Source organism: Candidatus Nanopelagicales bacterium (assembly GCA_028687755.1).
Lineage (GTDB): Bacteria > Actinomycetota > Actinomycetes > S36-B12 > S36-B12 > UBA11398.
Map to the genome: position 1 here is coordinate 1 of JAQTZL010000012.1, position 14306 is coordinate 14306.

Below are 14306 nucleotides of genomic sequence, written 5' to 3' on the forward strand. Positions count from 1 at the left end.
TGGTGGAACCACGACCGCATCCAGGAACGACTGAAGGGATTGAGCCCGGTCGAATACCGGACCCAATCCCTTCAAGTAGCCTGAGCCCACTCCCGCAATGAACTCCAACTTTCGGGGTTCAGTTCAGTGGGACTGCCCTTCCTATACAGGGTAGGAACCTAAATTACTGCTGAGTCGAAGGCATGTGAGGCATCTCTTGATTCATCTGCCCTGGGCCATAGCCCTGCGGTCCATCTTCGTGGTCTCCCATCATTGGACCACTCAAACCTTGACCCATTTGGCCATGACCTCGATCAAAATCCTGCATCATTTGACCAATCTGACCTGGGCCGAAATCACCTCTCCCGTGGTCATCATCATGGGAACCCACGACATAACCGACAAGGCCCGCCAAGACAAGAAGGAGAACAGCACCAGCACCAGCTGCTGCTGCCCAGATGGTTCGCTTCTTCGAATCCTGTGGGGTTACCTTGGCTTCAACCGGGGCGGCAAGTGGAGCTGGTTCTACTGGAGCAAATTCCGTAGTTTCGGCTTCAGTGTTCTCAGGCTGATCAGACATTGCTTCTCCTTGATTTGGCCCGCACTGCGCGAGTCACTGATTCAAGAATGCCCGGGTTATGTTTGAAATACATGCCCCAAATGTTTGGGTTAGATCAGAGAAGTGCCCGCATCAATGCCTAGGCTCACGTCCATGTCGGCATACACGTCCCCCTCGGGGACACCAACTGCTCGCAAGTTTTTTGCTGTGACAGCTATCGCAGCTTGGCTTGGTCTAGCTGTGTCATTTGTATTGAACCTCTTAGGAACGTACCCAAATACGAATGAGGATCCGACACTTTTCGGTTTCAATGAAACTGGATCTGACGGCGCAATTGGACGACTCAGTGACTTCCTGAGTTACTTCACAATTTGGAGCAACCTCGTTGTCGCAATCGTGATGACGTTGCTCTGGCGAAATAGTTCACGTGTGAGCACTCGACTGTTCGCTGTTTTGCGTATCGACGCACTCATCATGATTACGGTTACCGGACTTGTCTACGCTCTCGTGCTTGCACCGGTAGATTCTTTGCAAGGTTGGCAATTGCTTTCAAACTCACTTCTCCACTACATCACACCTGTGCTGACCATCGTGGTGTTCATTGTGTTCGGACCGCGCAAGCAACTGAGCTACGACCAAGTACTTCCAGCATTGCTCTTGCCAATGATTTGGCTGGCCCTTACGTTGCTTAGAGGTGCAATCGTTCACGCATATCCATATGGGTTCATTAACGTCGCAAAGTGGGGATACGGAACTGTCTTTGTCAACCTTGTCGTGATTGTGATCATCGGTTTACTTTTCGGTTTGGTTTTTGTCGCCATTGACCGGTTCGCGAGCAAACGCCAGCGCGCCATCTAGCGCCGTAGGCAACTAGCGTGTCCTTGTGAAACTCCGCCGTAGTCGTTCAGCATTTCCCGTTCAGACGGGCTTGCAAACGCTGCGTCACTATGAACGCCGCCATTTGCGCGGCGATCTCCTTGGTGGCCTCACAGTCACTGCATATCTTGTGCCGCAAGTAATGGCTTACTCAACGCTGGCAGGCCTGCCCGCACAGATTGGTCTTTGGATCATTGCTCTCACGCTCTTTGTGTATTTCCTGCTTGGCACCTCGCGACTCCTCAGCAGCGGACCTGAATCAACAACGGCATTGCTCACAGCCGCGACGCTTGCGCCTTTAGCTGTGGGCGACTCAGGCCGCTACGCAACATTGGCTGCCCTCTTGGCACTCTTGTGCGGGATTTTTGCGTTGCTTGCGTGGGCTTTACGGCTTGGCTTTATAGGTGATGCGTTATCTAAACCAGTTCTCGTTGGGTACATGGCTGGAATCGCGGTAATCATGATCGTGAGTCAGTTGGGAAAAATTACGGGAATTCAAATTTCAGGTGATTCATTTATCGGCTCTATCCAGTCATTCGTTCAAAACGTTTCGTGGGATTCGCTTTCGTGGGCAAGCTTGGCAATGGGTGTCAGCGTCACTGTTTTACTCTTAGCTTTAGGTAAACGATTTCCCGCAGCTCCAATCCCGCTCATTGTTATTGCAGCGGCAGCGCTCGTCACGGCTGTTTTTGATCTTGGACATCATGGAGTTGCCACAGTTGGAACAATCTCAACTGGAATTCCCACTCCAAGTTTTGCTGGAATTTCCGGAAGTGACGTTTCCATGATGCTGCTCCCCGCTTTCGGGGTATTTATCGTGGGGTACACAGATAACTTACTTACTGGCCGCATGTTCGGCGATCGTCATCATCACGACATCAATCCAAACCGAGAGTTGCTCGCGTTAGGTGCAACAAATGTTGTCGCCGGCATTGCGCAAGGTTTCCCAGTCAGTTCCAGTGCCAGTCGTGCAAGTCTTGGCGAGGCCGCCGGTGCACGCACACAGTTGTATTCATTGATTGCTGCCGCAGGTGCACTCGTCGTGCTGTTTGGTTTTGGTGGATTACTTGCGAGCTTCCCACTTGCCGCTCTTGGTGGTGTGGTTGCTTACGCAGCAATAAAGCTCATTGACATCTCGGAATTTCGCCGCCTTTTGAAATTTCGTAGCCGTGAGTTTTTCCTAGCTATCTCTGCCGCAGCTGCCGTCTTACTCTTTGACATTCTCTGGGGGATCCTGTTTGCCGTGGCCCTATCGGTGTTTGAACTGCTCACCCGAGTCGCTCGACCACACTCAGCGATTCTCGGTGAAGTCCCAGGTGTTCCGGGTTGGCATGACATTACTGATTACGAACACTCAGAACAGATCCCCGGTTTGCTTGTCTTTCGTTATGACTCACCATTGTTCTTCGCAAACGCAATGGACTTTGTTTCAAAATGTGAAGCCGCAGTCGATCAATCTGATCCCACGCCTCAATGGTTATTACTGAATATGGAGGCCAATACCGAGGTGGACATCACTGGCCTGGATGCACTGGAACGCCTTCGCAGTCACTGTGCGCGTGCAGGGGTGACGTTGGCGTTGGTCAGAGTTAAACTCGATGTGGTCCAGGATCTTGATCGCCACGGTGTGGGGCAACGAATTGGATCGAACCGGATGTACCCAACCCTGCCAACCGCCGTTGCGGCTTATCGGGCAGAGATGGGTATGGCCTAGGCAGTGTGTGCTGCGAGTAGCCCCTGGGATTCAAGAAGGGCCTGGACCTCTGTCGCGCGATAACGACGATGCCCACCGAGGGTGCGGATGCTGGTCAATTTGCCAGCCTTTGCCCAACGTGTGACGGTCTTTGGATCAACCCGGAAGAGGGCGGCTACCTCTGATGGAGTGAGCAATTGCTCGATGTCTGCCCCGCGACCTGTCACGAGATCCTCCTGTCGGCTCGGCAATTTGCCGTGCGTGGGACGTACTATGACATTGGCCACCCAATAGAGCAAGGGGTTTGTCCTAATTAATTGGGAGAAATGTTCACGAATAGGCCTTTTCTGGGTCATCTATGAGGAGACCGCCAAGAAACCCAACCCGTTGATCACCACTCCTCCTTGGAACAGGTACGCTACTGACCTGCGCAGGGCCAGCCCGCGCGAAGAATTTTTCCGTCCAAACGAGCCGGGGCGAATCCCGGATGAGGGGGTCGAGCCATGGGGCGCGGCCGAGCGAAGGCAAAGCAGACCAAGGTTGCTCGCGAGTTGAAATACGGCGGGCCACAGACTGATCTGAGCCGTCTGCAAGCTGAGTTAGCGAACAGTGAAGTTCCTGTGCGCACATTTGCTGTGGAAGATGACGTTGAGGAAGATCTCGAAGAAGATCCCTACGCGAAGTACTACGAGGATGATGAAGACGACGAGGACGACAAGCGCTAACTAGCGCTGATACTCGCCTCGCAGAGTCACCGCACCACCCTTACCGCCCTTAGCTTCAGCATCGCCATGCTCGCCAAGTTCACGCGCTCGGACCTCACCGCAGATCCAAGCGGGAATTCCCCGATTTTCTAAGAATGCAATTGCGGCATCCGCGTCCGAGGCACTCACCAAGGCGACCATGCCAACACCCATGTTGAAGGTGCGCTCACTTTCCAACTGAGCAACATTGCCCGTGCGCGTGATCAAATCAAAGATCGGGAGTGGCTGCCAACTACTGCGATTAATATCCGCAGCCATGGTGTCAGGAAGTACGCGTGCAATATTTGCCGCAAGCCCTCCGCCGGTGACATGACTATAGGCATGGACCGGAACGGCCTTTGCGAGTGCAAGGCAATCGAGTGAGTACACACGCGTTGGCTCCAGCATTTCTTCACCAACAGTGCGACCAAGTTCCGCAATGTGGGCGTTGAGGCCTGGACCAGAATCACCGAGCAATACATAACGCGCAAGTGAGTAACCATTTGAATGCAAACCCGATGCACCCATGGCGATTACAACGTCGCCAACCTGCACACGATCCGGGCCAAGGAGCTCATCGGCCTCAACAACACCAGTGCCAGCACCAGCAACGTCGTACTCATCAGGGGCCATCAAGCCAGGGTGCTCTGCTGTTTCTCCGCCAAGAAGGGCGCAGCCTGCGAGTATGCATCCCTTTGCGATACCTGAAACCACCGCAGCAATGCGTTCTGGATCAACTGATCCAGTAGCGATGTAGTCAGTCATGAACAATGGCTCTGCGCCGCAGACCACGAGATCGTCCACGACCATAGCCACAAGATCAATGCCGATCGTGTCGTGCACGTCCATTGCCCGCGCAACAGCGATCTTGGTTCCGACGCCATCGGTTGAAGTTGCAAGCAGTGGCTTTCGGTACTTGATTAATGCACTGGCGTCAAAGAGGCCAGCGAAGCCACCGAAGTCACCAACAGTTTCTTTGCGCTGTGCAGCCTTCACCGATGAGCGCATCAGTTCAACTGCTCGTTCACCTGCTTCAACATCTACACCAGCAGCTGCATATGACGCACCGGTCATGAACGTCCATCCTCATTCGTCACAAGCGAATTACCATCTGCGTCGCTTGATGCTGCAACACGACGCTCGATGCCTTCCATAACCTGAGTGCTCACGACCTGAGGGTCGGGAATAGTTACTGGGTAGACGCCATCGAAGCAAGCACGGCAAAGCTTTTCTGCTGGAATCGTTGTTGCTTCGATGAGTTCGTCTAGCGAGACATAGCCAAGTGAATCCGCTCCAATCGATGTGCGGATTTCGTCGATCGTTAGCCCGTTAGCGATGAGCTCAGCACGTGTTGCGAAGTCAATGCCATAAAAACATGGCCATTTCACTGGTGGGCTGGAAATACGCACATGTACTTCAAGTGCTCCAGCTTCTCGAAGCATGCGAACGAGCGCACGTTGGGTGTTGCCGCGCACGATTGAGTCGTCAACCACAACAAGCTTCTTGCCTGCGATCACATCGCGCAATGGATTCAACTTCAAACGAATACCAAGTTGACGAATAGTTTGTGAAGGCTGAATGAAGGTGCGGCCAACGTAGGCGTTCTTTACCAAGCCTTCAGCAAATGGGATGCCAGACTCTTGGGCATAACCAATGGCTCCGTAACGACCAGATTCAGGAACCGGAATCACTAGATCTGCTTCAACTGGATGCTCAATGGCTAAACGGCGTCCAATTTCAACACGTGATGCTTGAACGCCACGACCAGCAATAGTGGTGTCCGGGCGTGCGAGGTAGACGTACTCGAACAAGCACCCCTTTGGATCAGCTTCAGCAAAGCGCTGCGAACGCAAACCTTGTTCATCGATTGTGATGAGTTCACCTGGCTCAACCTCGCGCACAAATGAGGCGCCAACAATGTCGAGGGCTGCAGTTTCACTGGCGAGCACCCAACCGGCTTCCAAGCGACCAAGCACAAGTGGGCGGATGCCCTGTGGATCACGAGCGCCGTACAACGCATCATCGTCCATGAATACGAGAGAGAACGCGCCTCGAACATTTGGTAGTTCAAGTTTTGCTGCAGCTTCGATACTCAAGTCAGGGTGGGCCGCAATCAAGCTTGTGAGCACATCAGTGTCACTTGTCATGTTCATTCGATCGCCAAGTGCGAGTTCACCTGACTGCTCTGAAAGTTCGCGCAGTCGAGCGCGTAATTCAGGTGTGTTCGTGATGTTGCCGTTATGACCTAATGCAATGTGGCCTGTGGCGGTCGAACGAAATGTTGGCTGAGCATTTTCCCAAACACTTGCACCAGTGGTCGAGTAACGCGTGTGGCCGATTGCGACGTGACCATGGAGTGATTCAAGACTTGCTTCGGTGAATACCTGTGAGACCAAGCCCATGTCTTTGTACACAACGATGTTGCCACCATCGCTGACTGCAATGCCAGCAGATTCCTGACCGCGATGCTGAAGTGCATATAAACCGAAGTACGTGAGCTTTGCTACTTCGTCACCGGGTGCCCAAACACCAAAGACGCCGCATGCATCTTGTGGGCCTTTTTCGCCCGGGAGTAGATCGTGGGATAAAAGCCCGTCGCCTCGCACGGTGCTTAGCCTACGCGACTTTTAGGGGTAGCCATTGCGACAGGTCAGAGCGTTCGCCACTGGCGTGAACCTTGCCGCTTGTACGTGACTCAGACCACGTCAATTTGCCCGAACACAGGAGCAACCAGGTAATGGGATCGGTCTCCACCACTGCTGGAGGAGTACCACGACGGTGGGTTGCCCCTGGAATGGCCTGCACTGCTGCAAAGGGAGGAATACGTACCTCAACACTACGTCCCGGAGCAATCTCAACCAAAGCTGCCAGCGACTCCTTCACGGCTGTTTTCAGGATTGCCCGATCAGGGACCTGCTGCGCATCAAGTGCAGCAAGCACCTGTTCAAGTGCCGAGGCCATTACGCAAACAGGGCTGGGAGGGTCTTGGTGTGAGCATCACGCAACTCATCCAAGGTCAAGGTGAACCAGTCGTTGAACTGAAGCACTTGGGTTCCAACTGGATAGCCAGCATCTGGCCCAAGACCTGAATCCACAACACCAACACGTTGGGCTGGCAACTGACGAGCTGCACACATTTCGGTGAAGCGCAGTTCTTCTGTGCGAGCAACCACAACAACAGCACGACCAGCAGATTCGCTAAACAAGAAAGTGAACGGATCGATGTTGTCAGGAATCCAACAACGAGCACCGCTGCCTGCATGCAATGCCATTTCAACGAGCACCTGAGCAATGCCACCATCAGATACGTCATGGGCAGCGCTCAACATGCCATCGCGTGAACCGGCTACAAGGACTTCACCGAGTAAACGTTCGCGCTCAAGATCAACCTTTGGTGGCATACCACCGAGATGCTTGTGTACGTGGTTGGCCCATTCGCCACCAGCGAATTCATCATTGGTATCACCAAGAATGTAAATCAATTCGCCATCAAGATCCCAAGCAATTGGAGTACGACGATCAACATCGTCGATTACACCAAGCACACCAACTACAGGTGTTGGAAGAATTGCAGTGTCACCTGTTTGGTTGTAGAACGAGACGTTGCCACCGGTAACTGGGATGCCAAGTTGCAAACAGCCATCAGCCAGGCCCCGAGTTGCTTCAGCAAACTGCCACATCACATCGGGATCTTCAGGCGAACCAAAGTTCAAGCAGTTGGTGACAGCAAGTGGAATCGCGCCTGAAGCGCACACATTGCGGTAAGACTCTGCAAGAGCAAGCTGCGTTCCGGTGTACGGATCAAGCTTGGTGAAACGGCCATTGCAGTCAGTGGAGATTGCAACGCCCAAACCAGATTCTTCATCAATGCGAACCATGCCAACATCTTCTGGCTGGGAAAGCACTGTGTTACCAAGCACGTAACGGTCGTACTGATCGGTGATCCACGCCTTTGACGCGAGGTTTGGTGCACCCACCATGTTCAACACTGTTGCACGAATATCTTCAGCAGTTGTTGGGCGTGCAAGGCGCTCTGCCGTTGGTGCATCGGCTTGCAATGCATCTTGCCAAGATGGTCGTGCATATGGGCGCTCGTAGATTGGCCCTTCATGCGCAACTGTGCGAGGTGGCACATCAACGATGCGCTCGCCATGCCAGTCAACAGTGAGGTGACCTGAATCAGTCACTTCACCAATCACAACTGCTTCAACATCCCACTTGTTAATGATTGCCATAAACGCATCTACGTTTTCTGGAGCAACCACTGCGCACATGCGCTCTTGGGATTCGCTCATCAAGATTTCTTCTGGGCTCAGCGTTGCATCGCGCAACAACACGCGATCAAGCCACACGTGCATGCCGCCATCGCCATTGGATGCGAGCTCGCTGGTTGCACATGAAATACCTGCGCCACCAAGGTCTTGAATTCCTTCAACAAGCCCTGCGTGAAGAACTTCAAGAGTTGCTTCGATCAGTAGTTTCTCCATGAAGGGGTCGCCAACCTGAACGCTTGGGCGTTTAGCGGGACCGTCAGCATCAAAGGTTTCTGATGCAAGAACAGAAACGCCTCCAATGCCATCGCCACCGGTGCGAGCGCCGTAGAGCACGACAAGGTTGCCGACTCCCTTTGCGCTTGCAAGGTGGATTTCATCGTGGCGCATCGCGCCGATGCAGAGTGCGTTGACCAACGGATTGCCGAGGTAGGTATCGTCGAAAACGATTTCGCCACCGATGTTTGGCAGACCAAGGCAGTTGCCGTAACCACCGATGCCAGAAACCACACCTGGGAGCACGCGACGAGTGTCTGCGGCATCAGCTGGTCCAAAGCGCAATGGGTCCATCACAGCGAGCGGGCGTGCACCCATAGAAATAATGTCGCGGACAATGCCACCCACACCTGTTGCTGCGCCTTGATACGGCTCAACATATGAAGGGTGGTTGTGGCTTTCCACCTTGAAGGTGACGGCCCAGCCTTCGCCAATGTCAACCACACCAGCGTTTTCGCCGATACCAACTAGGAGCTTGTCAGTTTCTGGCTTCTTGTCGCCGAACTGCTTGAGGTGCACCTTGCTCGACTTGTATGAGCAGTGCTCAGACCACATCACTGAATACATGGCTAGCTCACTGCTCGTTGGGCGACGCCCAAGAATCTCGCGAATGCGTTCGTATTCGTCTGGCTTCAAACCAAGTTCAGCAAAAGGCTGTCCTTGATCTGGGGTTTCTTTAGCTTTCGAAACAGTGTCAATGCTCATGCGTTCACCATCGATGTGAGGATGCTGGTGAAGAATCCAAGTCCGTCAGTTGTTGGACCAGTGAGTTCTTCAACAGCATGTTCAGGGTGTGGCATCAAACCAACAACATTGCCACGCTTATTACGAATGCCTGCGATGTCACGCAAGCTGCCATTTGGGTTGACATCAAGGTAGCGAGCAATAACTCGACCTTCACCTTCGAGTTCATCAAGAACAGCGGTGTCAGCAACAAAGCAACCTTCGCCATTCTTCAATGGCACCACGATTTCTTGGCCGGCGTCGTAACTGTTTGTCCACGCCGAAGTGTTATCTTCAATGCGCAACTTCTGATCGCGGCAAATGAAGTGCATATGCTCATTGCGAGTAAGCGCACCCGGAAGCAGATGTGATTCGCAAAGAATCTGGAAACCGTTGCAAATACCAAGCACTGGTAATCCACCATTTGCTGCGGCTGCCACTTCAGTCATCACGGGTGCGAAGCGTGAAATCGCTCCGCACCGCAAGTAATCCCCGTAGGAAAAACCACCAGGAAGAATGACTGCGTCAACCTTCTTGAGATCTGCGTCGCCGTGCCACAGTGCAACAGCCTCGCCACCAGCAAGGCGAACTGCGCGAGCGGCATCACGATCATCGAGTGAACCTGGGAAGGTCACAACGCCAATTCGCATGGGCTACTGATCCTCTTCGACGATGAGGATGAAATCTTCGATTACTGGGTTGCAGAGCAACTCTCCAGCAATGGTGTGCAACTGCTCACGACGCTCGTCGGTGATCTCACCTTCGACCTCGATCACAAATTGCTTTCCCTGGCGCACGTCAGTGACGCCCGTGAAGCCAAGGCGGCCAAGGGCCCCTTGAACTGCACGACCTTGTGGGTCGAGAATTTCCGGCTTGAGCATGACGTCAACGACGACGCGGGCCACGGGCACTCCAGTTGCTAGTCGCAAATCGAACTTGAGAGGTCAAGTCTACCGGCTGAAAAGAACGCGAAATATCTGCCTCTTTCAAGGCAAAAGCTCAAATGATTCACCCTCAAAGGTCTTCAAAATTGAGAAATGCCTGCGATCAAAGGTGGCTATCTTTCGGGTTTGGTATCGATGTGCCAGGACCACCAACGAGGCATCTGCAACGCTGATTTCGTGGTCTGAATATCGTTCGATTAGACCGGCACAGTCGATTAAGTCAGGCGCAGCAAGTACTGGGAGTTGAAAATTCCCTGAAGCGATCCCCTGGAGAACTGCAAGTTCATCTCTGACCCCGAATCGAGTGGCGATGAGATAGTCAATTTCTGCCACTACATAGGGACTAATGATGAATGCCCCCTCGTTTTGATCGACAAAGGCCGCTGCAACGGTATTCCTTGGATCGGTTCTGACCGCATACGCGTACAGAACACTTGTGTCCAGAATGATCACATCTCACCGAAACCCTCCATATGTTCGTGGAGGTTTTCTGACGTCACCCCACCGGTATCTCCAGTGACGATTCCAGCAAAGGATCGACTGCGGCGCATCTCTTTATCCACAGCCTCGCGGATCAGCTCGGCTTCGCTCACCCCGCGCTTGGCAGCTTCGGCCTCTAGGCGAGCCTTCATTTCTTCGGGGAAATAGACCGTGGTGCGCTTCATGCCATACATAGTGACATACGTTCAAGAATTAGTGAAGTGCCTGCCAAGCCGACCAAGCAGAAGACACCATGTCTCGCAGATCGCGCTTGGACTGCCAGCCCAGCACTTCAGCGATTTTCTCGGTGGCCGCAGTTGATGCAGGTGGATCTCCGGCTCGCCGGCCCACGATTTCCGCATTCACATCGTTGCCGATCACTTCAGAGACCATCGACATCACTTCATGGACGGACGAGCCCACACCGCGCCCAACGTTGAAGGCGTCAGCTGCTTGCTTGCCTTCGCTATAGGCCGCTGCAACAACGTGAGCATCGGCAAGGTCAGCGACATGGATGTAGTCGCGAATACATGTGCCATCCGGGGTTGGGTAGTCATCACCGAAGATCTGCGGGCGCTTGCCTTCTTCCAAGGCGCGGAACACCATCGGGATCAGATTATTCACACTGCTGTCGCCAAGCTTGTCGCTGCCTGCACCTGCAACATTGAAGTAACGCAAGGCAACCCAAGACAGACCGTTGGCGACGCCTTCGGCCTTCGCCATCCACTCGCCCACCACTTTGGTTTCGCCATATGGAGATTCGGCGGCAAGTTCTGCATCTTCGGTTACCGGATTAACTTTCGGTGTTCCATACACAGCAGCAGATGACGAGTACACAAGCCGCTTTACGCCTGCTTCTTGCATTGCTTCCATCAGTGACAGCATGCCGGCAACATTTTCACGGTAGTAATACAACGGAATATCCACAGATTCACCAGCGGCTTTTTTCGCAGCAAGATGGATAACTCCATCAACCTGATGTTCTTTGAGAGCAGCGACAACTCTCTGACGATCCGTGACATTGGCTTCGACAAATGCAACACCGGCAGGAATGCGATCAGCATGACCCGAAGACAGATCATCGAGCACGACAACCTTGCGACCACTAGCAAGCAATGCGCGAGTGACATGGTTGCCGATATAGCCGGCACCACCTGTCACTAGCCATGTGGTCATTTAAAAGTCTTTCCTGTCAGCACTTCATACGCTTCAACATACTTCGCGCGCGTCTTTTCGATGATCTCTTCAGGCAATGCTGGAGGTGCTTCTCCGCTGTTCTTATCCCAGCCTGATGCAGGAGAAGTAAGCCAGTCGCGGACAAACTGCTTGTCATATGAAGGCTGCGGGCCACCTGGCGCCCATTTCTCTGCATCCCAGTAGCGAGATGAATCTGGGGTCAGCACTTCATCGGCCAACATAATTTTCCCAGCAAATCGACCTTGCTTAGCAATACCAAATTCAAACTTCGTGTCAGCAAGAATCAAGCCGCAGTCAGCAGAAATTTCCGATGCACGTTCATACACCAGCAGCGAAAGACGCTTGAGCTCTTGCGCTTCTTCCTGACCAATCATGGTGATGACCTGATCGAAGTTGATGTTTTCATCATGATCGCCAACCGCGGCTTTGGTGGCCGGTGTGAAGATCACCTTTGGAAGAAGTGAGCCGTCTTTTAAACCTGGGGGCAGATTCACACCACTGATTGAACGCTTCTCTTGATATTCGATCAGCCCTGAGCCGGTGATGTAGCCGCGAACTACACACTCCACCGGAAGCATGTCGAGATCTGCACACACCATTGCGCGTCCAGCAACCTGATCTGGCACCTTTCCCGGAGTGATGTGGTTGGGAACGATGTCTTCTAGCTGACGAAACCACCACAGCGAAAGCGCAGTAAGAATGCGGCCTTTGTCAGGAATCAATGACGGGAGTACGTAGTCGTACGCAGAGATGCGATCGCTTGCCACGAAGAGCAAACGACCTTCAGGGGTGCGGTAAAGATCGCGCACTTTGCCCGAATACACGTGCTCATACTCTGGAGGCAAGCCATAGTCGGTTGCTTCAATCGTGGTCACAGAATGTCTCCAGGTGAGTAAGCGGCAGCAGCTGGATGCGCTGCAGCAATAACGGAAACTCGGTTAGCAATTGCTTGAACCTGAGCGCCGGCAGCGCCGGTGAATGCAAGTGGTTCAGCGATCAATGCGCGAAGTTCATCGATGGAAAGTTCCAAACGTGAGTCAGCTGCCAGCCGCTCAAGTAGGTCGTTCTCGCCAGCAACCTGTTCGCGCATGGAAAGTGCAACAGATACCGCATGCTCCTTAATGGCTTCGTGAGCAATCTCGCGGCCAACGCCCTTACGCACAGCAGCCATCAACACCTTTGTGGTGGAAAGGAATGGAAGATAGCGATCAAGTTCTCGATCAATGACAGCAGGGAACGCACCGAAGTCATCCAGCACGGTCAAGAAGGTCTCAAACAAGCCGTCGAGAGCAAAGCTCGCGTCAGGCAATGCGACGCGGCGCACGACAGAACACGCAACGTCACCTTCATTCCATTGATTACCTGCGAGCTCTGAAGCCATCGTCATGTACCCGCGCAGTAACACGGTAAAGCCATTGACTCGTTCACATGAGCGTGAATTCATCTTGTGCGGCATAGCAGACGAACCAACCTGGCCTGGTCGGAAACCTTCAGTCACCAAATCAAGGCCGGCCATCAAACGAATAGTTGTTGCAAGGCTTGATGGACCAGCAGCAACTTCAACAAATGCAGAAAGCACATCGAAGTCGAGAGTGCGTGGATACACCTGACCAACACTGCTGAGTACCCGTTGGAATCCAAGGTGCGAGGCAACGCGTGATTCAAGTTGTTCTAACTTCGCCGAATCACCGTCAAGTAAGTCGAGCATGTCTTGAGCCGTGCCCACTGGGCCCTTAATGCCACGCAGTGGGTAACGGCTGATCAAATCTTCGATGCGTTCGTACGCAATCAACATTTCATCTGCTGCCGATGCGAACCGCTTACCAAGCGTCGTGGTCTGCGCCGGAACGTTATGCGAGCGACCAGTAAGTGCTGTTTCCGAGTACTGCATAGCCAACGATGAAAGGCGCTGCAATGCTGCAACGGTCTTATCTCGAACAAGCAGCATTGAACTCATCACTTGCAACTGCTCAACGTTTTCGGTGAGGTCGCGAGAGGTCATGCCTAGGTGAATGAGTTCGTGACCTGCAAGATCATTGAACTCTTCGATACGGGCCTTCACATCGTGCTTGGTCACGCGCTCGCGTGCGGAAATCGAATCAAGATCGACTGAATCGATGATGGCTTCATACGAGGCAATCGCATCGGCTGAAACATTCAAACCGAGTTCGGCCTGCGCCTTCATCACGGCAATCCAGAGCTGACGTTCCATGACGATCTTGGCCTCTGGGGACCAGATCTGGTTCATGGCTGCTGAGGCGTACCTACCAGCAAGGACATTGGGAATTGAGGCCGTCACTGGTCCATTCTTCCACGCCGCAAGTTGTCCACAGGCCACACCGCGACCCGGGTTCTCCACAGGTCACTCATCGAGCCTTTTCCTCACGGATATGGGTGCATATGGTCAAAGGGTGCCCCTGTAGCTCAAGGGATAGAGCTGACCTCTCACTCAGGTTCGGTTGCTGGTTCGAATCCAGTCAGGGGCACAAAACGTAGGACCCCCGTCGGCAAAGACGGGGGTCCTACAAATGTTGTTCGGCTACTTGGTTTCCCAAAGTCGCTGAC

General features: G+C 53.2%; 16 protein-coding genes and 1 tRNA gene. 4 read left to right on the forward strand and 13 right to left on the reverse strand.

The annotated features are described in order from the left end of the window. Positions 1–163: 163 nt before the first annotated feature. Positions 164–559 carry a hypothetical protein gene (locus PHN51_11225; GenBank protein MDD2819349.1) on the reverse strand — a complete coding sequence of 132 codons (396 nt, stop codon included), beginning with the start codon at positions 557–559 and terminating at the stop codon, positions 164–166. Between the two features lie 132 nt (positions 560–691). Here PHN51_11225 and PHN51_11230 point away from each other — a divergent pair, with 132 nt between their 5' ends. Together PHN51_11230 and sulP are read left to right on the forward strand one after the other, a co-directional pair. Next, the gene (locus PHN51_11230) at positions 692–1396 is read left to right on the forward strand and encodes a Pr6Pr family membrane protein (GenBank protein ID MDD2819350.1); all 705 of its coding nucleotides are present in this window, start codon (positions 692–694) and stop codon (positions 1394–1396) included. A gap of 25 nt (positions 1397–1421) precedes the next feature. Next, on the forward strand, positions 1422–3128 hold the full coding sequence (gene sulP, locus PHN51_11235) for a sulfate permease (GenBank protein ID MDD2819351.1): 1707 nt from the start codon (positions 1422–1424) through the stop codon (positions 3126–3128). Here sulP and PHN51_11240 read toward each other — a convergent pair. Beyond that, on the reverse strand, positions 3125–3334 hold the full coding sequence (locus tag PHN51_11240) for a BldC family transcriptional regulator (GenBank protein ID MDD2819352.1): 210 nt from the start codon (positions 3332–3334) through the stop codon (positions 3125–3127). The genes sulP and PHN51_11240 overlap by 4 nt on opposite strands. 276 nt (positions 3335–3610) lie before the next feature. Between PHN51_11240 and PHN51_11245 the strand changes: the two genes are divergently transcribed. Further along, complete coding sequence (locus PHN51_11245; GenBank protein ID MDD2819353.1) at positions 3611–3832, forward strand: DUF3073 domain-containing protein; 222 nt, start codon at positions 3611–3613, stop codon at positions 3830–3832. On the opposite strand, the gene purM is transcribed toward PHN51_11245, so the two are convergent. The 11 genes from purM to purB form a co-directional block, all read right to left on the reverse strand. Then, positions 3833–4924: a phosphoribosylformylglycinamidine cyclo-ligase gene (gene purM, locus PHN51_11250; GenBank protein MDD2819354.1), complete on the reverse strand. Its 1092-nt coding sequence runs from the start codon at positions 4922–4924 to the stop codon at positions 3833–3835. It abuts the gene before it with no gap. After that, a complete protein-coding gene (gene purF / locus PHN51_11255; protein MDD2819355.1) occupies positions 4921–6456 on the reverse strand; it encodes an amidophosphoribosyltransferase in 1536 nt (511 codons plus the stop codon). The genes purM and purF overlap by 4 nt, the downstream gene beginning before the upstream one ends. Before the next feature lie 10 nt (positions 6457–6466). Further along, positions 6467–6811: a sterol carrier family protein gene (locus tag PHN51_11260; GenBank protein ID MDD2819356.1), complete on the reverse strand. Its 345-nt coding sequence runs from the start codon at positions 6809–6811 to the stop codon at positions 6467–6469. Beyond that, positions 6811–9102, reverse strand: coding sequence for a phosphoribosylformylglycinamidine synthase subunit PurL (gene purL / locus PHN51_11265; GenBank protein MDD2819357.1), 2292 nt, complete (start codon positions 9100–9102; stop codon positions 6811–6813). Before purL ends, PHN51_11260 begins: the two co-directional genes overlap by 1 nt. Next, complete coding sequence (purQ, locus tag PHN51_11270; GenBank protein MDD2819358.1) at positions 9099–9770, reverse strand: phosphoribosylformylglycinamidine synthase subunit PurQ; 672 nt, start codon at positions 9768–9770, stop codon at positions 9099–9101. Before purQ ends, purL begins: the two co-directional genes overlap by 4 nt. 3 nt (positions 9771–9773) lie before the next feature. Further along, a complete protein-coding gene (gene purS, locus PHN51_11275; protein MDD2819359.1) occupies positions 9774–10025 on the reverse strand; it encodes a phosphoribosylformylglycinamidine synthase subunit PurS in 252 nt (83 codons plus the stop codon). A gap of 81 nt (positions 10026–10106) precedes the next feature. Further along, a complete protein-coding gene (locus PHN51_11280) occupies positions 10107–10517 on the reverse strand; it encodes a PIN domain-containing protein (protein MDD2819360.1) in 411 nt (136 codons plus the stop codon). Beyond that, positions 10514–10729, reverse strand: coding sequence for a ribbon-helix-helix domain-containing protein (locus PHN51_11285; protein ID MDD2819361.1), 216 nt, complete (start codon positions 10727–10729; stop codon positions 10514–10516). The genes PHN51_11280 and PHN51_11285 overlap by 4 nt, the downstream gene beginning before the upstream one ends. Positions 10730–10757: 28 nt before the next feature. Further along, a complete protein-coding gene (galE, locus tag PHN51_11290; GenBank protein ID MDD2819362.1) occupies positions 10758–11720 on the reverse strand; it encodes a UDP-glucose 4-epimerase GalE in 963 nt (320 codons plus the stop codon). Further along, a complete protein-coding gene (locus PHN51_11295) occupies positions 11717–12616 on the reverse strand; it encodes a phosphoribosylaminoimidazolesuccinocarboxamide synthase (GenBank protein ID MDD2819363.1) in 900 nt (299 codons plus the stop codon). The genes galE and PHN51_11295 overlap by 4 nt, the downstream gene beginning before the upstream one ends. Next, on the reverse strand, positions 12613–14040 hold the full coding sequence (gene purB / locus PHN51_11300; protein MDD2819364.1) for an adenylosuccinate lyase: 1428 nt from the start codon (positions 14038–14040) through the stop codon (positions 12613–12615). Before purB ends, PHN51_11295 begins: the two co-directional genes overlap by 4 nt. A gap of 114 nt (positions 14041–14154) precedes the next feature. Here purB and PHN51_11305 point away from each other — a divergent pair. Continuing rightward, positions 14155–14227 (forward strand) — tRNA-Val (locus tag PHN51_11305). Positions 14228–14306 lie beyond the last annotated feature (79 nt).